The following is a 21,263-nucleotide window of genomic DNA, read 5'->3' as shown; positions in this document are numbered from 1 at the left end:
GCGCGACCGCGATGCCCGCGGAACGTCCGGTCGACCGTGCGTCAGTCGACCACCTTCCCCCGTCCCGATTTCACCACGCTGCGGCGCGACTTGTGCTCGAGCCGCCGTTCCTTCGACGCGCGCGTCGGCCGCGTCGCGACCCGTGCGCGCGGCGTGTACGCGACGCTGCCGATCAACGTGTCGAGGCGCGCCAGCGCGGCGTCGCGGTTCTTCTCCTGGGTGCGGTATTCCTGCGACTTGATCACGACGATGCCGTCGCGCGTGATGCGCTGGTCGGACAGCGCGAGGAGCCGCTCCTTGATGACAGGCGGCAGCGACGATGCACGGATGTCGAAGCGCAGGTGAATCGCGCTCGACACCTTGTTCACGTTCTGCCCGCCCGCACCCTGTGCGCGCACGGCCGTCCATTCGACTTCGGCCGGATCGAGCGTGTAGCGGATCATCATCGCGAACCCTCCGTGCGGCGCCGTGCGAGCGCTTCGTCAACACGTGCCGCGAGCCCCGAATCGCGCTGCGTGCGTGTTGCGACCGCCTGCGCCAGCACGCGCCGCGGCCCGATCACCTGCACGCGCGTACGTGCACGCGTCACGGCCGTGTAGACGAGTTCGCGCGTGAGCACACGACCGAACGATGCCGGCAGCACGAGCGCGGCTTCGTCGAATTCCGAGCCCTGCGATTTGTGGACCGTCAGCGCGAACGCGGTTTCGTGCGGCGGCAGCGCGGCCGGCGACACCGCGCGCACGGTGCCGTCCGCGCGCCTGAACCACACGCGCAACACGCCGTGCGCGTCGGGCAGCGCGATGCCGATGTCGCCGTTGAACAGCCCGAGCGCATAGTCGTTGCGCGTCACCATGATCGGCCGCCCGGTGAACCAGTGCGCACCGACCGCGAGCGGCACGCGCGCCGCGTGCCGCACATGCGCGGCCACGAGCGCGTTGACGTGCTCCGCGCCGCGCGAGCCGCTGCGGGTCGCGCACAGGATCCGGAACCGGTTGAGCGCATCGAACAGCGGCAGCGGATCGGGCACCGACGCCGCCAGCGTGTCGCGCAATGCGTCGAGGTACGCGCCGAACCGCCGTGCGAGCCGCTCGACCGTCGCCGGCGCGAGTGTATCGCCCGCATCGTCGTGGAACGACGCGGCGGCCGTGTCGTCGGCGGGCAGCGCGTCGAGCGCGGCCTGAACGTCGCCGCTGCGGATCGCGAGCGACAGCCGCCCGATCGGCGAATCGAGACCGAAGCGGTAGTTACGTTCGAGCCAGACGACGCAGTCCGCGAGCGGCGCCGGTGCGAGTGCCGGTGTGGCGAATACGGCGGCAGCTTCGTCGTGCGCCGCAGCCGTGACCGATGCAAGCGCTGCATCGCCCGCGTCGAACGGCGGCAGCTCGACAGCGTCGAGCCATGCGAGTTCGTCGGCCTCGATCCACGCGGGGGCGCCGCCCGCCTGACCTGCATCACCGACATCGGTCAGTGCCGGGCCTGCGGGAGGCGGCGCAGTGTCGACCGCGGCGACCTCGTCGTGCTGCGGTTCATCGTCGAAGAGCGATGCCTGCCGCGCATCGACTCGCCGCCGAGCCGCCGGCTTGCGTGTTGAAGCGGCGGCCGATGCCGATGGGGGCGCCGAGGCCCCGGCCACCGCGGACACCGGATTCGCCGCCGGAATTGCTGCCGCTGCCGCTGCGGCTGCGGCCTCGTCCGGCACCGGCAATGCCGCGACGAATGCCGCCTCGTCGATGCCGAGCGCCCGCGCAATGCGCGTGCGCGCCGCGGCGGTAAACGCCGGCCGCGCGCTCAGCTCGGCGAACACGGCACCCGCCTCGACCGCGGCCAGTTGATCCTTGTCGCCGAGGAGCACGAGCCGCGCGCCCGGCGCGAGCGCGTCGAGCAGATGCGCGGCGAGCGCGACGTCGATCATCGACGCCTCGTCGACGACGATCAGGTCGTACGGCAGCGGATTGTCGCGATGATGCCGAAAGCCGGCCGCCCCGCCGCCGCCCAGCAGCCGATGCAGCGTGTACGACGTGTCGGGCAGACGCGCCGCGAGTTCGGGCGGCAGGTCGCCGGCCCGCGCATGCAGCGCTTCCTGCATCCGCTGCGCGGCCTTGCCGGTCGGTGCGGCCAGCGCGATGCGCAGCCCCGGGTGCGCGTCGAGCAAACAGGCCAGCACGCCGACGACGGTCGTCGTCTTGCCGGTGCCGGGGCCGCCGCTGACGATGGTCACGCGGCCCGTCAGCGCGACGATCGCCGCGACGCGCTGCCAGTCGACTTCGCCCGTCGCGGGCCCGAAGTAACGCGCGAGGCTGTCGCGCAACCGGTCGGGCGACAGACCTTCGTCGGGCGCGGCGACACCGGCCTGCGCCACGAGCGCATCGGCCAGCCGCCGTTCGTAGTCGAAATAGCGCGACAGGTACAGATGATCGTGCCGGTCGACGATCAGCGGCCGCTCGTCGCCGCGCGCGAGCGTGCCGAACGCCACCACGCCGCTCGCGGCGAGCGCCGCGCGGATGTCGTCGAGCGGTTCTTCGTAGCGCTGCGCGAGCGCGCCGAGCGCGACGCACACGTGGCCGCCCGCGGTCGCACGGCTCGTCGCGAACGCGGCGCGTGCCGCCCAGCGCGCGGACGCAGCCGGCGCGCCGGCACGCCGCGCGAGGTCGCCGATGCGACGCGCGAAGCCTTCCGCGAGCGCGATGCCGAAATCGGCGGGTTCGGGCAGCCGCGCGACGAGGCCGCCGGTGAATTCGAGCAAGTCGTCGGATGCGTTCATGCGCGGCCCCCTTCCATCATCCGGTCGAGTGCGTCGACGAGCGCGCGCGCGGGCCGCCGCGCATGCACGCCGGCCGGCTCGCCGCCGCTGCGCCAGTCGGGCCGCACGCCGCGCACGAACAGGTACAGGTAGCCCGCGATATGCGTGTCGTAGTCGTAAGCGGGCAACCGCCCGCGCAAGTAGCGATGCAGCGCGACCGTGTAGAGCAGCGCCTGCAGGTGATACGCGTGATCGGCCATCGCGACGTCGAGCGCACGCGGGCCGTAGGCATCCGGCGTCGTGCCGAGATGGTTCGACTTCCAGTCGACGATCCAGAAGCGGCCGTCGTGTTCGACGATCATGTCGATGAAACCCTTGATGAAACCGGCGAGATTACCCGCCTCCAGTGCAACGTCCGGGTAACCGTGCGCGACCAGCAACCGGCGCAGCGCCGTCAGGTCGAGCGACGGCGCCGGGAACAGGAACCCCATTTCGTCGAGCCGCTTCGCGGGATCGAGATCGGCGAGCCGCATGCCCGGCACGAGCTCGGTGCGCACGACGTCGTCGACGAGCCGCGCCATCATCGCCGGCAGCCGCGTCGCGAGTTCCGGCTCGGCCTCGACCGGCCGGTCGTGCAGCGCACCGAGCGCGGCCTTGTGCCACGACTCGGGCTCGGTGAACCGGCTGAGTTCGAACAGGCGGTGCAGGCACTCGCCGGCCGCCGCGCCGCGCGGAAACACGAGGATGTCGTCGTCCGGCGGTTCGGGCGCGACCGGATCGGCCAGGATGAACTCGCCGTCCGGCACCACCTCGGCAAGCGCATCGTGATCGGGCCGCAACTCGTCGTCGGGCACGGCCGCGATGCCCGCTTCCTCGCGCGCCATCGACGCGGTCAGCGAGCTGAAGCTCGCCATGCGCCACGCATCGCGCAGCACGCGTGTCGCATGACGCGCCGCGAGTGTCTGCGATGCATCGTGCCCGGCCGCGAGACGCTCGGGACGCGCGGGCGCCGGCAGCGGCGCGACGCTCACGGGGCCGCCCGCAAGCGCGCGCCACGCCGCGTCGAGCGCGGCTTCGTCGGGCGGCTCGTCGAGCCACGCATCGAACGACTGGCCGGCGCCGGCGACGAGCCAGTTGAGCACGCTGCGCCGCGCTTCGCGCGTCGAGCGCGACGACAGGTACAGCCCGGCAACGACGTAGCAGCGATAGACCGCGCGCGTGAGCGCCACGTAGACGAGCCGCGCGCGTTCCGCGGCCTGCTCGCGCATCGCCTGCCGCGCCGCGTGTGCGGCCGCCTCGTCGTCGCACCCGTAATGCAGCACCGCATCGCCCGCGTCGTCGTGATACTCGCGTGCATCGGGCAGCGCGGACGCGGGCGGCTCGCGCAGGCCGCCGTCGTTCAGGAACGGACAGAACACGATCGCGTATTCGAGACCCTTCGACTTGTGCACGGTCACGATCTGCACGAGGTTGCGATCGGATTCGAGACGCAACTGCGCTTCCTCGCCGCCGCCGTCGAGCCGTTGTGCGGCAAGCCAGCGCAGCGTCGGCGCGATGCCCGGCTGCGCGGATGCGCGTGTCTGCGTCAGTTCGGCCAGATGGTTGATGTCGGTCACGCGGCGTTCGCCGTCCGCGCCGGCCATCAGCCGTTCGGCGATCCGCAGCTCGCGCGTGAACGTGCGCCACATCACCGCGAAACCGCGTTCGCGCCACAGCAGCCGATACCGCGAGAAGCGCTCGACCCAGCTCATCGCGTCGGTGCTGTCGGCCGCGGACGCTTCGCGTTGCGCATCGCCGTCGCCCTGTTCCATCCGCCACAGCGCCCCGGCATCGAGGCCGAACCAGTCGGCCGCGAGCGCCGCGCGCAGACGCCGCAGGTCGCCCGGCGCATCGATCGCCGCCAGCACGCGTTCGAGCTGCTCGGCGTCGTCGGTCGAAAACACCGAGGCCTGCGCCAGTTCGACGCTGCCGATGCCCCACGTCGCGAGCACGCGCTTCACGAGACTGCCTTGCCGGTGCGTCTGCACGAGCACCGCGACGTTGCCCGGCGACAGCGGCGTGTCGCCCAGCCGCACGCGCCCTTCGCGCGCGCCGCGCATCAGCCGCGCGATCTCGGCCGCGCAGGCCTGGGCGGCCTGCGCCTGCGCGTCGCGCTTGAGCAGCGTGCCTTCGCCGCCCGGCAACGCCCAGACGCGGAAGTCGCCGGCCGGCCCCGGATCGGTTTCGTCGACGAACGGCGCACGCACGCGCGTACCGGCACGCACCGCGTAGTAGTCGAGCCCGTCGAGCACGAACGCACGCGGATTCGACATGAAGAAGCGGTTGCAGGCATCGACGATCGCGGGCGTCGAGCGCTGGTTGACCGCGAGTGTGTAGCACGCGCTCGCGCTCGCGCGCGCCGCCAGATAGGTATGCAGGTCGGCCGCGCGGAAACTGTAGATCGCCTGCTTCGGATCGCCGACGAGGAACAGCGGGCCGCCCGGCGCGAAGATCCGGTTGAAGATCGCGAACTGCAGCGGATCGGTATCCTGGAACTCGTCGATCAGCGCGGCCGGATAACGCGCGCGCAGCGTCTCGGCGAGCCACGGGTGCGCATGCAGCGCGTGGTACAGGTTCGCGAGCAGATCGTCGAACGAGACGACCCGCCGCGTACGCTTGCGCTCGGCCAGCTCGCCCGGCGCCATGTCGAGCCATTCGGCGATCAGCATCAGCCAGCGCGCGCGCTGCGCGGCCTCGGCCGCCGCCACGGCCGCTTCGAGCGCGTCGGCCACGTCGAAGAACGCATGTTCGGGGGTTGCCCCGCCTTTTTTCGTCGCCTTCACCAGCGCGGAATGCGTGAGCTTCAGTGCGGCTTTCGGCAACGCGGCCGTCGCGTCGCCTTGCGTGAAGTGCGCGGCCCACGCGTCGAGCGCATCGGCGACCGCATCGGGCTTGTGCGAGCGCTGGTTCAGCGCGGGCTGCGCGGTGCGCAGCAACGCATCGATCGCATCGCGCTCGGCCGCCCACATCCGTGCCGCCTCGGCGAAGCATTCGGCCGCGGCGGCCTCGGCCGACTCGTCAGGCTCGGTGACGCCGTCCCAGCGCAGCGCGGCGAGCGGCTTCTTCAGCCGGCGCGCGAGCTGCGCATCGAGCGCGGCCGGGCCGGCGCCCGATTCGACGAGCCAGGTCGCGAAGCCCGGCCAGCGCGCGGCCGCCGGTTCGACGCGCGTGCGCCAGAAGTCCGCCGCGAGTTCGAAGCGCAGCGACGCATCGTCGGCCTCCATGTCGAACGCGAACGGCATCGCGGCCGCAAACGGCGCTTCCTGCAGCGCACGCTGGCAGAACGCGTGGATCGTATGAATCGCGGCCTGGTCGAACGCGCGCAGTGCGCGCCGGATCCGCTTCGCGGCCGTCTCGGGGTCGAGCGAGCCTGCTTCGCCGAGCGTCGTGTCGAGCAGGCGCGCGATGAACGGATCACCGCCGTCGTCGCCCGTGTCGAGCACATGCGCGAGCTGCGCGAGCCGACTGCGAATCCGCTCGTGCAGCTCGGCCGTCGCCGCCTTCGTGAAGGTCACGACGAGGATTTCGTCCGCGCCGAGATCCTTTTCGAGCAGCAGGCGCACATACAGCGCGCAGATGTTCCAGGTCTTGCCGGTGCCGGCCGACGCCTCGATCTGGTTGACGCCGTCGAGCGGGCACGCGAACACGTCGAGTTCGAGCGCCTGCTGCGGCTGCGACACGGCGCTCATGCGACCTCCTTCAGATGCTCGACGAGCGGCTCGAACACGAGCCGCGCAAGTGTGCCGAACGGCTCGTCGAGCGACGCATGCGCGCCGCGCCATGCGATCGCGATGGCCGGATCGTCGGCTTCGCTCACGACGCGCTCGTTGATCCAGACGCTCGCGGCCTTGGCCTCGCCATCGGACACCCTCGCCCACGCGCTGCGCGGGAAGAACCGCAGCGGCATGCGTCGCCCCGCGCGAAACAGCGCGGCAAGCGGCGCGAGCCGTTCGAGCGGCGCCGCGACCGGCGTCAGCTCGAACGCGCCGCCGCTGCCGAACCACAGCGTGCGGCGCGGGCCGTTGGGCTCGACCGCGCAGTAGACGAGATGCGCCAGCCACGCGGACAGGTAGTCGCGCGCACTCGACCGCGCATAACGGTAGATGATCTGCCCGGCCGGCGTCAGCCGGTTCAGCGTGCCGTGCAGCTCGAGCGGCGCGCTCACCGCGTCGCCCGCCAGCATCGCGTCGTCCGCGCCGAACAGCGCCTGTTCCGTGTCGGGCCAGGCCGGCACGACGACGAGCGAGAATGGCCGCCGCTCCATGCCGTCGGCCAGCGCGCGGCGTACGTTCGACGCAAGCTGCGTCATCGAGCCGAGCGCCTGGTCGCGCCACACGGCGCCCGTCGCGCCGCCCGGCAGTTCCGGGCTCGCGTCCGCGATGCGCAGTGCGTGATCGTGCACGGCCCCGTCGCCCGATTCGATCAACAGCGGCAGCACGCGCTCGGCGAGCGCGTCGCTGCCGGCGAAGTCGAGCGCAAACGGCTCCGTGTCGAGCAGTTCGGCCTGCGCGTCGGCAAGCACGATGCCCAGCCGCGCGCGCAGCAGCGCCCGCGCGGGATGCCGCCAGAAGCGTTCGAATTCGCTGAACGCGACCGGCTCGACCGGTTCGGCCGGCAGCGGCTGCGCGAAGAACGGCAGCTCGCGCGGCCCGTCGCGCGATGCATCGGCGGCCAGCAGCGACGCGAGCGTCGCACGCTCGGCGTCATACGAAACGAGTTCGCTGCCGGGCTGGAAATAGGCGGCCGCGAACGGTTGCAGCGGATGCTCGACGATGAACGCGCGCCGCGCGGCATCGACCGCGTCCGGCGCGGCGTCGGGCCCGGCCGTGACGAGCGCGAGATGGTCGAGCAGTTCGTCGACGAGTGCCGCGGGCGGCAACGGCGCGTTGTCGCGGATGCTGCGGCCCGTATAGGCGATCAGCAAGCGGTCGCGGGCAGCGAGCAGCAGGTCGAGAAACAGGTTGCGCTCGTCGTCGCGGCGCTGCCGGTCGCCGAGCTTCGGCAACACGGCCATCAGGTCGAATTCGTCCGCGCGCGCCAGGCTCGGCAACACGCCGTCGTCCATCCCGAGCAGGCAGACGACGCGGTACGGCAGGCCGCGCAGGCTCGTCAGCGACGAGAACGTGACGCCGCCCCACGGCACTCCGCCGCGCGCGGGATCGTCGAGCGCCGCGGCCAGCCCCGCGCGGACGACGGCCGCCGGCAACGCTTCGTCGGGCGCACCCTCGGTCATCGCGGCCAGCATCGCGTCGAGCGCGTCGCGCACGCCCGCGAGCGCGTCCGCGTACGCGGCACCCGAATCGAAGAAACGCGCGAGCGTGTCGGCAAACAGTTCGCTCCAGCCGCGCGGCGTGTGCGATTCGGCGAGCCGCCGCGCGAAGCCGTCGAGATCGTCGGTAAAGCGCGCGAGCCGGCCGAGCAGTTCGGCCTCGCTGCCCGTGGCCGCCTCGATCGGCAGCCACGCACCGACCGGCGCCGCGCCTTCGGGCATCGCATAACCGAGAAAGAGCCGCGCGAGCGCATCGGAGAACGTATGACGCGGCGACGGCACGGCCGCGTCGTCGCTCGCGAGCGGCGACAGCCCGCGCCGCGCACCGGCGGCCGCGAGCCAGGTCTGCACCGTCTCGAGCGCGGCCGCGTCGATGCCGTAGCGCGCGGCCACCGCGTCGACGCGCAGCCATTCGACCAGCTCCGGCGCGCCGACCTGCCGTTCCGGCAACGCGAGCCAGTCGAGCAGCACGCGCGCGACCGGGTTCGCCTGCGACGGCGGCAGCCCGGTGATCCGGTAAGGCACGCGCGCGCCGCCGCCACCGGCCGTGCCGAACACGGCATCGATCAGCGGCCCGGCCGCCGCGAGGTCGGCCACCGCCACGAGCACGTCGGACGGCTGCAGGCTCGCGTCCGCGTCGAACCATGCGAGCAGCCGATCGTGCAGCACCTCGAGCTGACGCGCGAGGCTGTGGCACACGTGCACCTCGATCCCGCGCTCGGCCGGTGCGTCGCCGGCTTCGGCTTCCGGCTGCAGGTCGAGGATCGCGTTCTGCACGCGCGCCAGCCACGTCGGCGCGGGATTCTCGACGAAACGCGCCGCGTCGCCTGACGCCGCGCTTTCAGTCAGTTCGTGCAGCATGTGAAGCTGCGCCTGCGTCTGCCTGCCCCATTCGGCGAGCAGCGGATGGCCGACTTCCTGGTAGTCGAGCCGCCCGGCCGCATCGAGTGCCTCGGCGTGCGCGGCGGTCACGATGTCGAACCAGAATTCGCGGCACGGGTTCAGCGCATAGACGCGCACGTCGATCCAGCGCGACAGCTCGCGCAACAGCGCGATATGCAGCGGCGGCATCGTCGGCAGCGCGAACACGCTGACCGATTCCGGCCAGTCGGCACGCGCGACGGCATCCGCATCGAGATGGCGCGCGTCGACGAGGAAACGATGCGCGGGCGGCGTGCCGCTGTCGCTCAGTTCGGCGAGCAGCGCGCGCCACAGCGCGGCCTGCCAGCGCTCGTCGTCGCGCGCGGCGTCGCTGATCCCGCGCGGCGCGCCGTCGCCGGCGAGCACGGATTCGCCGGCCTGCCACGCGGCCAGCCACTCCGGGCGATACGTCAGGTAATGATCGAGCACGGCCGCGACGCGGTGCGCGAGTTCGTAGCGCATCGCATCGTCGGACGCGGACAGATACGCGGCAAGCCGCGGCGACGCGAGCCACGGCGCGCCACTTGCCGCCTGCGCGAACAGCCGGTAGCAGCGCCACACGAGGCGGTCGGGTGCGAACGGCGAACGCGCGGGTACCGTCAGCACACGGCCGATCTGCGCCCACAGCCATTGGGCGAGATACGTGAACTCGACGTTCGCGCACACGCCGCTGCGCGCGGCGATGTCGAGCTCGAGGCGGCGGCGCAGCGCCGCGCTCGGCACGATGACCTGTTGCGGCGCCCACGGGCCGTTGCGGGCCGGGAACGCGGCCAGATCCTCGAGCAGCGCATCGGCCAGCGTTTCGTGACGGTTCGAATAGAAGAGATGGAGCATGAAGCGGGCGTCGGAACCTCGCACCGGCCGGGCCGGGCGAACAGGATCACCAAGGATAGCAAATGGACCGCCGCCGCGAGGGTCATCCGGAAAGCCAGGTTTTGCGGACCGCGAAATACGATAGACTCGTCGCCAGTCAACACGCCGCCCCCGGGCGTCTTCGTCTGCCATTCAGCCCATCGATGCGCTATTCGGTCGAAATCAGAAAGTTTTTCTATAGCCAGTACTTTTTCGGCGGCCTGCGGATCGCGGTCGGCGTCTCGTTGCCGGCCGTGCTGTGCCTCATTGTGTTTCACAACCGGGAGCTCGGCTTCACGATCTCGACGGGCGCGCTCGGCGCATGCGTCGTCGACATGCCGGGCCCGCTCAAGTACAAGCACAACGAAATGCTCGCGTGCAGCGTGATCGGCTTCCTGGCCGCGCTCGCGACCGGCCTCGCGACACCGAACATCTTCGCGCTGTGGCTCACGATCGTGCCGCTCACGTTCGTGCTGTCGCTGATCGTCGTCTACGGCAACCGCTGGCCGCAGATCAGCTTCGCGACGCTGTTCATGATGGTGATGACGCTCGAGGAGCAGTTCACGCCGCTGCAGGCCTTCATCAACGCCGGCTGGATTCTCGCGGGCGGCCTCTGGTACACGTACTGGGCGACGCTCGTGTCGCAATGGCAGGCACGCCGGATCGAGCAGCAGGCGCTCGCCGAGAGCCTGTTCGCGTGCGCCGACTACCTGCTCGCGCGCGCGCAGTTCTACGATCTCGATGCCGATCTCGACGAGTGCTACCGCAATCTCGTCGCCAAGCAGATCACCGCGGTCGAAACGCAGGAAACCGCGCGCGACATCGTGCTGCGCAACCTGCCGAAGCTGCGCCGCGGCAAGCTCGATCCCGGCCGCACGACGATGTACAACCTGTTCATCAACAGCGTCGACCTGCACGAGCTGTTCGTCGGCGCGCACACCGACTACCCGCTCGTGCGCAACACGTTCGGCGGCTCGGATCTGATCATTTTCTACCGCGACCTGATCCGCAAGGCGGCCGCCGATCTCGAGGAGATCGGCCTCGCGGTGCTCGAGAACCGCGCGCCGCATTCGCACGTCAGCGTCAAGGCCGAACTGCGCGCGATCGAGTACGAGATCGAGCTGATGCGCAAGAAGAACTTCGCGGCCACCAATGCGGAAGCCTATGCGGCCGTGCTCGCGACGTTCAGGCGAATCTGGAGCGCGACGCGCCTGATCGACCGGATGCGGCGCAACCTGTCCGGTCATGCGGATCCGCAGCAAACCGAACTGAAGATCGACAAGGCGCTCGCGCGCTTCCTGCAGCGCCGCCGGATGTCGCCGCTGCTGATCTTCTCGAACCTGAACATGAGCTCGCCGAGCTTCCGCCATGCGCTGCGCGTGACGATCGCGGTGGCCGTCGGCTTCTGGCTCGGCCGGCTGCTGCCGCTCACGAACGCGTACTGGATCGTGATGACGACCATCATCATCCTGAAGCCCGGTTATTCGCTCACCAAACAACGCAACGCGCAGCGGATCATCGGCACGATGATCGGCTGCGCGGCGAGCATCGCGCTGATCTACACGGTGAAGGAGCCGCACCTGCTGATCGCGATCATGTTCGGGTCGATGGTGATGAGCTACAGCCTGCTGCTGTTCAACTACGCGGCGAGCGTCGTATTCACGTCGTCGTACGTGCTGCTGATGTTCCACCTGCTCGCGCCGGGCAGCATGCGGATCATCGGCGAGCGCGCGATCGACACGGTGGTCGGCTGCATGATCGCGATCGCCGCGAGCCGGCTGTTCCCGTACTGGGAATACCGGCTGATGGGCAAGCAGGTCACCGACATGCTCACCGCGACCCGCAAGTATTTCGAGGCCGTGTGGCGCGCCGGGCGTGGCGCGTCGCCGCCGCCCGTGCCCACCGCCGATGGCGCAGCCGTGGTGCCGGTCATCGCCGCGGCGGTCGAGACCCCGGCTGCGAGCCTCGACGACGACTATCGCTACCGCCTCGCGCGCAAGGACGTGCACATCGCGTTCGCGAACCTCGGGCAGGCATTCCAGCGGATGATGATCGAGCCGAAGGCGCACCAGCGCTTCGTGCCCGAACTGAACGACCTGCTCGTGCAGACGCACGTGCTCGGCGCGCAGATCACCGCCGCCGCGCCGCTGATCCGCAGCGCGTGTGCGGTCGACGGCGGCCTCGTCCACGACGACGCGCTGCAGCGCGGGCTTGCCGCCGTGCTCGACAATCTCGAAAAAGCCGAAGCCGGCGAGCCGCCGCCCGCCGATCAGCTCGAGGCGTCGAAGCAGATCACGCGCGAGCTCGACGCGATGGTCGTGTCCGCGGAAAAATCCGAGGCGGTGGGCGCCGAGCTCACGCACGACCTGAAGGTGCTCGCGCACCAGTGCAAGCAGATGCTCGCGTCGTCGCTGCTGATCCGCAAGGACGCGAGCGTGATCCGCCTGCCGGCCTGACGTTCCCCGCCGGTGGCCGGCCCGCGCACGCCGCGGATCGGCCACCGGTTCGCCCCGATTCACCACGCTCCCGAAGCATGACCCGCCCGCTTCACGCGGCCCGCCCGTATGCGGCGCGACCGCCCCATCCCCTATTGCGCTCATTGCGCCAGTCAGGGAATACCCGATTCCGGTCACCCGGCCCGGCTTGTTATCATTCGTTCACATTCAAGTTGTATAGACAACTTGAGCCAATCGGACCGGTCCCGCTCGCCCGGTCCGTCGCATAACGATATCGGAGACTCGATGAAAAACTTGCAGCGCCACCTGAGCGCGCGGCACATCCGCTTTCTCGCGCTGGGTTCGGCGATCGGCACGGGCCTGTTCTACGGTTCGGCGTCCGCGATCCAGCTCGCGGGCCCGGCCGTGATCCTGGCGTACATCCTTGGCGGCGCGGCCGTCTACATGGTGATGCGCGCGCTCGGCGAGATGGCCGTGCGCGAACCCGTCGCCGGCTCGTTCGGCCACTACGCGACCGAGAACCTCGGCCCGTTCGCGGGATTCGTCACCGGCTGGACCTACACGCTCGAAATGGTGATCGTCGCGATCGCCGACATCACGGCGTTCGGCATCTACATGGGCTTCTGGTTTCCGGATGTCCCGCAATGGATCTGGGTGCTCGGGGTCGTCGCGATCATCTGCGGGCTGAACCTGTGCCACGTGAAGGTGTTCGGCGAGCTCGAGTTCTGGCTGTCGATCATCAAGGTCGGCGCGATCGTCGCGATGATCGGCGGCGGCGTCGCGATCCTGTTGACCGGCATGCACTTCGGCCATTCGGCCGACGTGCCGACCTTCGCGAACCTGTGGAACCACGGCGGCTTCCTGCCGAACGGGGTCGGCGGGCTGATCGCGTCGCTGTCGGTCGTGATCTTCGCGTACGGCGGGATCGAGGTGATCGGGATGAGCGCCGGCGAGGCGAAGGACCCGGAGCGCGTGATTCCGCGCGCGATCAACGCGGTGCCGGCGCGCATCCTGCTGTTCTACGTGCTGACGATGGTCGTGCTGATGTCGATCAGCCCGTGGACGGGCGTCGGCGGCGACGGCAGCCCGTTCGTGCAGATCTTCTCGGCGCTCGGCGTGAAGTCGGCCGCGACGATCCTCAACCTGGTCGTGATCAGCGCGGCAATCTCGGCGATCAACAGCGACATCTTCGGCGCCGGCCGGATGATGTTCGGGATGGCGCGGCAGGGCCAGGCGCCGCGCGTGCTGATGACGACGTCGCGGCACGGCGTGCCGTGGGTCACCGTGCTCGTGATGGCGGGCGCGCTGCTCGTCGGCGTGGTGCTCAACTACCTGATGCCGAAGGACGTATTCCTGATGGTCGCGGCGATCGCGACGTTCGCGACCGTGTGGGTCTGGCTGATGATCCTGCTGTCGCAGGTCGCGATGCGCCGTCGCCTGTCGAACGCCGAAGTCGCGGCGCTGAAGTTCAAGGTACCGTTGTGGCCGGTCGCACCGGCGCTGACGATCGCGTTCATGGGTTTCGTAATCGTGATGCTCGGCTGGTTCGAGGACACGCGCGTCGCGCTGTATGTCGGCGCGGCCTGGCTCGCGCTGCTGGCGGTCGTGTTCTACGCACGGATCCGCCCGAAGTTCGCCCCTGCGTCACGTTGACGCACGACTGACCTGCCTGCGCGGCGTGCCGGCTCCGGCACCCGCGTCTTGCCCGGGTTCGCGCGGCGTCTGCCGCGCCGGAAGCCGCGGGCTCCCGCCCTTCCTCATGCACGCCACACGCGCGACCCGACCGGGCCGCGCGCCGTCACGTCAGTGCGATGCCGCGCTCGCGGCCTCGGCCGGATGGGCCTCGTCGTACGCGCGCTTCTGCGAAATCGCGTTGTACAGGATCGTCCCGATCACGAGCAGCACGGCCACGACGATCAGGATGCTCACGTTGCGGACAGGGTTCTTCTTGCGCTGATCGTTCATGGTCGGGCCAACTCCGTCAATTTCATCGAAGCGGGCATTCTACGCGCTTGCGCCCCCGCTGCGACGCCCCGTTTCCGTTCCCCCTCTCCACCTTTCCCGCCGCCCGCCTCAAGCTTTCATTTGATAATCGTTCCCATTTCGATCTAGAATCCGGAGTCTTTCATTTTGTAATGTTCCGGATCGCTCGGGCGGCAGGCGCGCCCCGGAACGCTCCCTCGTCCACCTGCCCCACCGGAGTCTCCATGTCGAATCCGCGCACCCGCCTGCTGCCGCTCGCCGGCGCCCTTGCCCTCGCCGCGGCCGCCTTCGCGCCGCTTGCCCATGCGGCCGAGGAAGTGAGCCTGTACACCACCCGCGAACCGAAGCTGATCCAGCCGCTCATCGATGCGTTCACGAAGCAGAGCGGCGTCAAGGTCAACACGGTGTTCGTGAAGGACGGCCTGCTCGAACGCGTGAAGGCGGAAGGCGCGCAGTCGCCGGCCGACGTGCTGATGACGGTCGACGTCGGCAACCTGCTCGATCTCGTCGACGGCGGGCTCGCGCAGCCGGTGCGCTCGAAGGTGCTCGACAACGCGATTCCCGCGAACCTGCGCGGCGCGAACGGCGACTGGTATGCGCTGTCGCTGCGCGACCGCGTGCTGTACGTCGAAAAGGATCTCAAGGTCGACGCGTTCCGCTACGAGGATCTCGCCGATCCGAAATGGAAAGGCAAGGTCTGCATCCGCTCGGGCCAGCATCCGTACAACACGGCACTCGTCGCGGCGATGATCGCGCACGACGGCGAAGCCGCGACCGAGAAATGGCTGCGCGGCGTGAAGGCGAACCTCGCGCGCAAAGCGACGGGCGGCGATCGCGACGTCGCGCGCGACATTCTTGGCGGCATCTGCGACGTCGGCCTCGCGAACGCGTACTACGTCGGCCACATGAAAAACTCCGAGCCGGGCACCGATGCGCGCAAGTGGGGCGACGCGATCAAGGTCGTGCGGCCCACGTTCGCGAACGCGAAGAGCGGCGGCACGCACGTCAACATCAGTGGCGCGACGGTCGCGAAGCACGCGCCGCACAAGGCCAACGCGGTGAAGCTGCTCGAATACCTCGTGTCGCCGGAAGCGCAGGCGCTGTATGCGCAGGCGAACTACGAATACCCGGTGCGCGCGAACGTGAAACTCGATCCGGTGATCGCGAGCTTCGGCACGCTGAAGGTCGATCCGCTGCCGCTGGCGGACATCGCGAAGTATCGCAAGCAGGCGAGCCAGTTGGTCGACAAGGTCGGTTTTGACAACTGATGCAGTGCGCGCCGGCGCGCGCGGCCAGCCGTACCGGCCGCGCCTGCGGCCACGCGCGGGCAGCCTGTGGCTGATCGCGGCGCTGGCGATCGCGGCCGCGGTCGCCGCGCCGCTCGCGGTGCTCGTGGCCGCCGCGTTCGGCGCCGATCTCGCGCACTGGCGGCATCTCGCCGAATTCGTGCTGCCGCAGGCGCTCGTCAATACGCTGCTGCTGCTGGCAGGCGTCGGCGCGATCGTGTCGATCGTCGGCACCGGCTGCGCGTGGCTCGTCACCGCATACGATTTTCCCGGTCGCCGGATGCTGACGTGGGCGCTGCTGCTGCCGCTCGCGGTCCCCACCTACATCGTCGCATTCGCGTATCTCGACCTGCTGCACCCGATCGGCCCCGTACAAGGCGCGATCCGCTGGCTGCTCGGCTTCGACAGCCCGCGCCAGTTCCGCCTGCCCGACTTGCGCTCGCTGCCCGGTGCGATCTTCGTGCTCGGCTTCGTGCTGTATCCATACGTCTACCTGAGCACGCGCGCGATGTTCGTCACGCAGTCCGCGAGCCTGCTCGAAGCCGCGCGCACGCTCGGCGCGGGACGCATCGCGACGTTCTGGCGCGTCGTCGTGCCGCTCGCGCGGCCCGCGATCGCGGTCGGCGTGAGCCTCGCGCTGCTCGAAACGCTGAACGACATCGGCGCATCGGAATTCCTCGGCGTGCAAACGCTGACCGTCTCCGTCTATACGACATGGATCACGCGCTCCGATCTCGCCGGCGCCGCGCAGATCGCGCTCGCGATGCTCGCGATCGTCGTCGGCATGATCGTGCTCGAACGCTACGGGCGCCGCCGCCAGCGCTACGCGCATGGCCGCCGCATGCGGCCGATCGCGCCGCGCCGCCTCACCGGAGCAGCCGCGTTGGGCGCTGCCGTGCTCGGCTGGCTGCCCGTGCTGTTCGGTTTCGGCGCGCCGGCCGCATACCTCGCGGTCGAGACCGGCAAGCGGCTGCATCTCGTCGGCGGCGTGTCCGCGCAATTGATGACGGGGCTGGCCAACACGCTGACGATCGCGACCGCCGCCACCGCCGCGACGCTCGCATGCGGGCTCGTCGTCGCCTGGGCCGCGCGCGCGCAACGCGACAGTGCCCGTGCCGGCCCTGCCCGCGTGTGCGCGCGGATCGCGAGCCTCGGTTATGCGGTGCCGGGCACCGTGCTCGCGATCGGCCTGCTGATCCCGTTCGCGGCGGCCGACCGGCTGTTCGGCGCGGCGCTCGGCCGCGACGGGCTGCTGCTGATGGGTTCCACGGCCGCGCTCGTGATCGCCTATACCGTGCGCTTTCTCGCGATCCCGGCCGGCAGCATCGAGGCCGGACTCGCACGCATTCCGCCGTCGCTCGAACAGGCGGCACGCTCGCTTGGCGAGACGGCCGGCGGCACGCTGCGCCGCGTGCACCTGCCGCTGCTGCGGCCCGCGCTCACAACGAGCGCGCTGCTGGTGTTCGTCGACGCGATGAAGGAACTGCCGGCGACGCTGCTGTTGCGCCCGCTGAACTTCGACACGCTCGCGACCTGGCTGTATGCGGAAGCCGCGCGCGGCACCTACGAAGAAGGCGCGGTCGCCGCGCTCGCGATCGTGCTGGCCGGGCTCGTGCCCGTGATCCTGCTCGCCCGCACCCGCCACAAGATCGGAGCCTGACACCGTGAACCTGCTTGAACTCGATGACCTCTGCCTCGCCTACGACACGCCGCAGGGCCGCCGCACGGTGGTCGACGGGCTGAGCCTCGCGCTGCCGCGCGGCGACATCGGCTGCCTGCTCGGCGCGTCGGGTTGCGGCAAGACCACCGTGCTGCGCGCGATCGCCGGTTTCGAACCGGTGCGGATGGGACGCATCGTGCTGGACGGCGTGCCCGTCGCGGCGCCGTCGCTCGACGTGCCGCCCGAGCGGCGCCGCATCGGCATGATGTTCCAGGATTACGCACTGTTCCCGCACCTGAGCGCGGCCGACAACGTCTCGTTCGGCCTGCGGCGCATGCCGAAGGCCGAACGGCGCATGCGCGTCGCGGACATGCTCGAGCTCGTCGGCCTGGCCGATTCAGGCGGCGCGTATCCGCACGAGTTGTCGGGCGGCCAGCAGCAGCGTGTCGCACTCGCGCGCGCGCTCGCGCCGTCGCCGGAGCTGCTGCTGCTCGACGAGCCGTTCTCGAATCTCGACGTCGATACGCGCGAGCGGCTCGCGTTCGAGCTGCGCGACATCCTGAAACGCACGGGCCACACCGCGATCCTCGTCACGCACAACCAGGCCGAAGCGTTCGCGATCGCCGACCGGGTCGGCGTGATGAAGGACGGCCAGCTCGCCCAATGGGATACGCCGTACGCGCTGCATCACCATCCGGCCAGCCCGTTCGTCGCGGATTTCGTGCGCCGCGACGCGCTGGCCGACGAACGCGCGCGCGCACTGGCGCGCGGCCGCTGAACCCGCGCTGCCGTCCTCGCCACGCGGCGCGGGCAGCGCCCGTGCCGCGTCAAGCCGGCTCGGAGAGATCGCGTACGGGCAGCGCGGTCGAATACTTGATCTGCTCCATCGCGAACGACGAACTGACGTCGAACAGCGGCACCGCGCGAATCAGCTGCTTGTAGACGCGGTCGTAGTCGTCGATGCCGGCCACCACGACGCGCAGCAGGTAATCGGTCTCGCCGCTCATCCGGTAGACCTCGACCACTTCCGGCATGTCGCGCACCGCCTGCGTGAAACGCTGCGCCCACTCCTCGGTGTGCTGGTTCGTGCGGATCGCGACGAACACGGTCGTGCCGACCCCGAGCTTGCGCGGATCGCACAGCGCCACCTGCGCGCGAATCGCGCCGGTTTCCTTGAGCCGCTGCACCCGCTTCCAGCACGGCGTCTGGGACAGGTTCACGCGCTGTGCCAGTTCCGCGATCGGCAGCGTGGCATCCGACTGCAACAACTCCAGCAGCTTGCGATCGATGGCGTCCATTTCTCCAGTCCCTCGTAGATAGAAATTTATTCTATGCATCCTGCACAACGGGGAACAATATGGAAACCACCCCACCGCGTCGACCGGTATAAATACCAATCCGGGACGAGCACGGCACGAACGAATCCGCCCCGTGCACGATCCCGCCAGCCGTCGCCGCTCTCCAAACGAAACAGGCGACGCCACCCGTCAAGGTAGCGTCGCCTGAAGTTCGCGCGCGTGTCGGCTCGTGCGCCGCGTCCGGGCCAGGCCGGCGCTTACGCGCCGCCGGCCTCACGCCGCTCAATACGCGACCGTCGCGATCTCGCGCACGAAGCTGTCCTGCTCGAGCGCGTCGACGAACGCGGCCGCGTAGTCTTCCGCCGAGATCTTGCTGTTGCCTTGCGCGTCCACGATCAGCTTGCCGGCGCCCGTGCGGAACGTGCCCGTCCGCTCGCCCGGTGCGATCAGCGCAGCCGGCGCGAAGAACGTCCAGTCGAGATCGCCGACGGTCTTCAGGTAGTCGAGCGCATCGCGGTGCGCGAGCGCGACCGGCTTGTACGCGTCCGGGAAACCTTCGCTGTCGACGAGCTGCTTGCCGGGCGCGACTTCGAGCGAACCGGCGCCACCCACGACGACGAGCCGCTTCAGGCCCGCCTGACGCGTGCCGGCGACCAGCGCCTTCGCGACGGCGACGACCTTCGCCGCATCTTCCTGCTTCGGACCGTACGCGCTCGCGACGACGTCATGACCCGGCAGCGCGGCCGCGATGCTGGCCGCGTCGAACAGGTCGGCCGCCTTCGCGGTGATGCCGTCGCCGGCCGCGCCGGGATTGCGCGACAGCGCGGTGACACGGTGGCCGCGTCGGGCCGCTTCCGCCGCGATACGCGAGCCGATCATGCCGGTGGCGCCAAACAGCGCGATGTTCAAGGTACGTTGCGTCATCTCGATTCTCCAGAAAGTAAAATGTGTAACATCGTCAATTACATATAAGGCCGAAAAAAAACGGAGCGAATCGTCCGTTGCGCCGATCGCGGCACCTGCCCTGCCTGCCTCCGGTCACCCGCCGGCGCGTGCTGCGTGTTGCGTGCGCTGCTCCAGATTCAGCACGTCGGCCGTGACATCGGCCAGCGTGCGCGTGGCAAGCGATGCCTCCATCGCGCGCTGCGCGTCGCCGATGTAGTCGATCAGCACGCCCTGGATGTGCCGCCCGACCAGACACGCGGGGTTTGGCGCCTCGCGGTGCAGCGCGAACAGTTGCGCATCGTCGACCGCGCGATACACGTCGAGCAGCGTGATCTCGCCGGGCTCGCGCGCCAGCAGCGCGCCACCGCCCGCGCCAAGCTGCGACGTGGTCAGCCCCGCGGCCGCCAGCATCGACAGCAGCCGGCGGATCAGGGCCGGATTCGTGTTCACGCTGCCCGCGATGATGTCGGACGACAACGGCACGCCCTCCTGCATCGACAGCAAGGCAAGCACGTGAACGGCAAACGCGAACCGGCTGCTGGTATTCATTCCTCACCCACTCGGCGACGCCGGCCCGTACCGCGGCCGGCGACATGTGTAACCATGATAATTACATTTTGCGGATTATGCAAGCCCGCGTCATTGGCCGCTCGCGGGCTTGGCACCCGCGGCGTTCTGCTGGCTCCACTGCTGGAGCTTCTTGCCGGCTTCCGCGATCTTCGCGCCTGCCTCGGAAGCCGCATGCGCGACGACCGCGGACGCTGCCGCGTCGATTTGCGCCTGCGCGGCGGATGCGAGGCCGCTCGCGGACAGCGGCGGCACGGCCGACGCGGCGGACGCGATGCCGGCCTTCGCGGCGTTGAGCTGCTGGTTGACGGTGCTCGCCACCTGGTCGATCGCCTTGGCCGCATTGTTCGCGGCATCGGCGGCCGCGCTCGCGGCCGTATCGGGTTGCGTGGCCGGCGCGCCGGATTTCTCGCAGCCGGCGAGCAACAGCAGCGCACCGACGGCGACGGCCGCCAGTGCGGACCCGGGCACGCGACGCGCCCGCGAAATCTTCATGTTCATCAGCAATCTCCGGCCGCGCGTCGCACGGCCTCGTGGTTGTACCGACGTCGATGATACCGCCTGTGGAACAGGCCCAATAACGCCCCGTGATTAAAAATGCCTTTCAATTTCGGATTCGTCTGATTCAATCGCAGACGCTACGCCACTAAAGTGGGCACGCTTCAATCCGCTTCGTACGTGTCCCCTTTTCCTCATGGCTTTCCTCATCGACTGGTTCATCGCGCTGGCCGCGCTGCTCGCCGCCACCCTGTTCCTGTGCCTGCGCCCGCCGTCGGCGCGCCGCCTGGCCGAAGCCGGGCGTCCGCGCCGCGTCGCGTCAGCACGTCTGTTCACGCAGGCCGTGATCGGCTTCTGGACGGCCGCGCTGATCGTCGCGCAAGGCATCCTCGGCCCCGACAGCGACGGCCAGTCGCTCGCGGGCTTCGCGGCGCTCGCATTCGCCGCGCTCGGACTGGCAACCGTCGCCGCGTACTGGTCCGCGTGCGCGTTGCGGCTGCGCCGGCCGCGCATGCTGTTCGTGCGTCACTGACGCGCCAGATCGGTGCGCAGCGACGCACCGTTGCGCACCACATCGCACCGCCGGCCCCGCCGCACGCACCACGCGCGTGCATCCGATGTGGCCACCAGCCCCTGCCGGCCGCGCCCCCGGACCGTGCACGATTCACCGGAATGCCGCATCGCGCGGGGCCAGAGCACCAATTCCACGCAGCCGTTCACCAAGTTGGCTCGATACTTGCGTTCCTTGC

Annotated in this window: 15 protein-coding genes; 6 read left to right on the top strand and 9 right to left on the bottom strand. The window is 69.9% G+C overall.

Annotation, left to right across the window (positions count from 1 at the left end):
• Positions 1-41 precede the first annotated feature (41 nt).
• Genes arfB through recC form a run of 4 tightly spaced genes read right to left on the bottom strand, consistent with a single transcriptional unit; the run spans position 42 to position 9,803 of the window.
• Complete coding sequence (gene arfB / locus ACN22W_RS06305) at positions 42-446, bottom strand: alternative ribosome rescue aminoacyl-tRNA hydrolase ArfB (RefSeq protein ID WP_048251302.1); 405 nt, start codon at positions 444-446, stop codon at positions 42-44.
• Positions 443-2,761 carry an AAA family ATPase gene (locus tag ACN22W_RS06300; RefSeq protein ID WP_419686821.1) on the bottom strand — a complete coding sequence of 773 codons (2,319 nt, stop codon included), beginning with the start codon at positions 2,759-2,761 and terminating at the stop codon, positions 443-445. Before ACN22W_RS06300 ends, arfB begins: the two co-directional genes overlap by 4 nt.
• On the bottom strand, positions 2,758-6,468 hold the full coding sequence (recB, locus tag ACN22W_RS06295; RefSeq protein WP_419686820.1) for an exodeoxyribonuclease V subunit beta: 3,711 nt from the start codon (positions 6,466-6,468) through the stop codon (positions 2,758-2,760). The genes ACN22W_RS06300 and recB overlap by 4 nt, the downstream gene beginning before the upstream one ends.
• A complete protein-coding gene (gene recC / locus ACN22W_RS06290; protein ID WP_419686818.1) occupies positions 6,465-9,803 on the bottom strand; it encodes an exodeoxyribonuclease V subunit gamma in 3,339 nt (1,112 codons plus the stop codon). The genes recB and recC overlap by 4 nt, the downstream gene beginning before the upstream one ends.
• Positions 9,804-9,985: 182 nt before the next feature.
• Here recC and ACN22W_RS06285 point away from each other — a divergent pair, with 182 nt between their 5' ends.
• Together ACN22W_RS06285 and ACN22W_RS06280 are read left to right on the top strand one after the other, a co-directional pair.
• On the top strand, positions 9,986-12,277 hold the full coding sequence (locus ACN22W_RS06285) for an FUSC family protein (RefSeq protein WP_129514142.1): 2,292 nt from the start codon (positions 9,986-9,988) through the stop codon (positions 12,275-12,277).
• 285 nt (positions 12,278-12,562) lie between these two features.
• Positions 12,563-13,930 (top strand): amino acid permease, encoded by a 1,368-nt coding sequence (locus ACN22W_RS06280; protein ID WP_412022154.1) that lies wholly within the window; start codon positions 12,563-12,565, stop codon positions 13,928-13,930.
• A 150-nt stretch (positions 13,931-14,080) separates the two neighbouring features.
• Here ACN22W_RS06280 and ACN22W_RS06275 read toward each other — a convergent pair whose 3' ends face one another.
• On the bottom strand, positions 14,081-14,242 hold the full coding sequence (locus tag ACN22W_RS06275; RefSeq protein WP_009688068.1) for a hypothetical protein: 162 nt from the start codon (positions 14,240-14,242) through the stop codon (positions 14,081-14,083).
• Between the two features lie 242 nt (positions 14,243-14,484).
• On the opposite strand from ACN22W_RS06275, the gene ACN22W_RS06270 reads away from it, so the two are divergent.
• Genes ACN22W_RS06270 through ACN22W_RS06260 form a run of 3 tightly spaced genes read left to right on the top strand, consistent with a single transcriptional unit; the run spans position 14,485 to position 17,984 of the window.
• Positions 14,485-15,528: a Fe(3+) ABC transporter substrate-binding protein gene (locus ACN22W_RS06270; RefSeq protein WP_419686816.1), complete on the top strand. Its 1,044-nt coding sequence runs from the start codon at positions 14,485-14,487 to the stop codon at positions 15,526-15,528.
• A 43-nt stretch (positions 15,529-15,571) separates the two neighbouring features.
• Entirely contained in the window at positions 15,572-17,206 is a 1,635-nt protein-coding gene (locus ACN22W_RS06265; RefSeq protein ID WP_419687376.1) for an ABC transporter permease, read from the top strand.
• A gap of 4 nt (positions 17,207-17,210) precedes the next feature.
• Positions 17,211-17,984 carry an ABC transporter ATP-binding protein gene (locus ACN22W_RS06260; protein ID WP_419686814.1) on the top strand — a complete coding sequence of 258 codons (774 nt, stop codon included), beginning with the start codon at positions 17,211-17,213 and terminating at the stop codon, positions 17,982-17,984.
• A 49-nt stretch (positions 17,985-18,033) separates the two neighbouring features.
• On the opposite strand, the gene ACN22W_RS06255 is transcribed toward ACN22W_RS06260, so the two are convergent.
• From ACN22W_RS06255 to ACN22W_RS06240, 4 genes are all read right to left on the bottom strand, one after another.
• The gene (locus ACN22W_RS06255; RefSeq protein ID WP_129514137.1) at positions 18,034-18,504 is read right to left on the bottom strand and encodes an Lrp/AsnC family transcriptional regulator; all 471 of its coding nucleotides are present in this window, start codon (positions 18,502-18,504) and stop codon (positions 18,034-18,036) included.
• A 282-nt stretch (positions 18,505-18,786) separates the two neighbouring features.
• Positions 18,787-19,428, bottom strand: coding sequence for an NAD(P)-dependent oxidoreductase (locus tag ACN22W_RS06250; RefSeq protein ID WP_419686812.1), 642 nt, complete (start codon positions 19,426-19,428; stop codon positions 18,787-18,789).
• 114 nt (positions 19,429-19,542) lie between these two features.
• Positions 19,543-19,998, bottom strand: coding sequence for an Rrf2 family transcriptional regulator (locus ACN22W_RS06245; protein ID WP_412022156.1), 456 nt, complete (start codon positions 19,996-19,998; stop codon positions 19,543-19,545).
• A gap of 90 nt (positions 19,999-20,088) precedes the next feature.
• On the bottom strand, positions 20,089-20,517 hold the full coding sequence (locus ACN22W_RS06240) for a hypothetical protein (protein ID WP_412022157.1): 429 nt from the start codon (positions 20,515-20,517) through the stop codon (positions 20,089-20,091).
• 193 nt (positions 20,518-20,710) lie between these two features.
• Here ACN22W_RS06240 and ACN22W_RS06235 point away from each other — a divergent pair, with 193 nt between their 5' ends.
• A complete protein-coding gene (locus ACN22W_RS06235; protein ID WP_419686810.1) occupies positions 20,711-21,046 on the top strand; it encodes a hypothetical protein in 336 nt (111 codons plus the stop codon).
• Positions 21,047-21,263: the final 217 nt, after the last annotated feature.

Origin of the sequence: Burkholderia theae (assembly GCF_048565265.1) — a bacterium.
Lineage (GTDB): Bacteria > Pseudomonadota > Gammaproteobacteria > Burkholderiales > Burkholderiaceae > Burkholderia > Burkholderia theae.
This window is presented reverse-complemented; position numbering and strand designations above follow the sequence as displayed.

Bases quoted from the DNA above. Each gene is read 5' to 3' on its own strand.
- arfB (WP_048251302.1), bottom strand. From the start codon at position 446: ATGATGATCCGCTACACGCTCGATCCGGCCGAAGTCGAATGGACGGCC.
- ACN22W_RS06300 (WP_419686821.1), bottom strand. From the start codon at position 2,761: ATGAACGCATCCGACGACTTGCTCGAATTCACCGGCGGCCTCGTCGCG.
- recB (WP_419686820.1), bottom strand. From the start codon at position 6,468: ATGAGCGCCGTGTCGCAGCCGCAGCAGGCGCTCGAACTCGACGTGTTC.
- recC (WP_419686818.1), bottom strand. From the start codon at position 9,803: ATGCTCCATCTCTTCTATTCGAACCGTCACGAAACGCTGGCCGATGCG.
- ACN22W_RS06285 (WP_129514142.1), top strand. From the start codon at position 9,986: ATGCGCTATTCGGTCGAAATCAGAAAGTTTTTCTATAGCCAGTACTTT.
- ACN22W_RS06280 (WP_412022154.1), top strand. From the start codon at position 12,563: ATGAAAAACTTGCAGCGCCACCTGAGCGCGCGGCACATCCGCTTTCTC.
- ACN22W_RS06275 (WP_009688068.1), bottom strand. From the start codon at position 14,242: ATGAACGATCAGCGCAAGAAGAACCCTGTCCGCAACGTGAGCATCCTG.
- ACN22W_RS06270 (WP_419686816.1), top strand. From the start codon at position 14,485: ATGTCGAATCCGCGCACCCGCCTGCTGCCGCTCGCCGGCGCCCTTGCC.
- ACN22W_RS06255 (WP_129514137.1), bottom strand. From the start codon at position 18,504: ATGGACGCCATCGATCGCAAGCTGCTGGAGTTGTTGCAGTCGGATGCC.
- ACN22W_RS06250 (WP_419686812.1), bottom strand. From the start codon at position 19,428: ATGACGCAACGTACCTTGAACATCGCGCTGTTTGGCGCCACCGGCATG.
- ACN22W_RS06245 (WP_412022156.1), bottom strand. From the start codon at position 19,998: ATGAATACCAGCAGCCGGTTCGCGTTTGCCGTTCACGTGCTTGCCTTG.
- ACN22W_RS06240 (WP_412022157.1), bottom strand. From the start codon at position 20,517: ATGAACATGAAGATTTCGCGGGCGCGTCGCGTGCCCGGGTCCGCACTG.
- ACN22W_RS06235 (WP_419686810.1), top strand. From the start codon at position 20,711: ATGGCTTTCCTCATCGACTGGTTCATCGCGCTGGCCGCGCTGCTCGCC.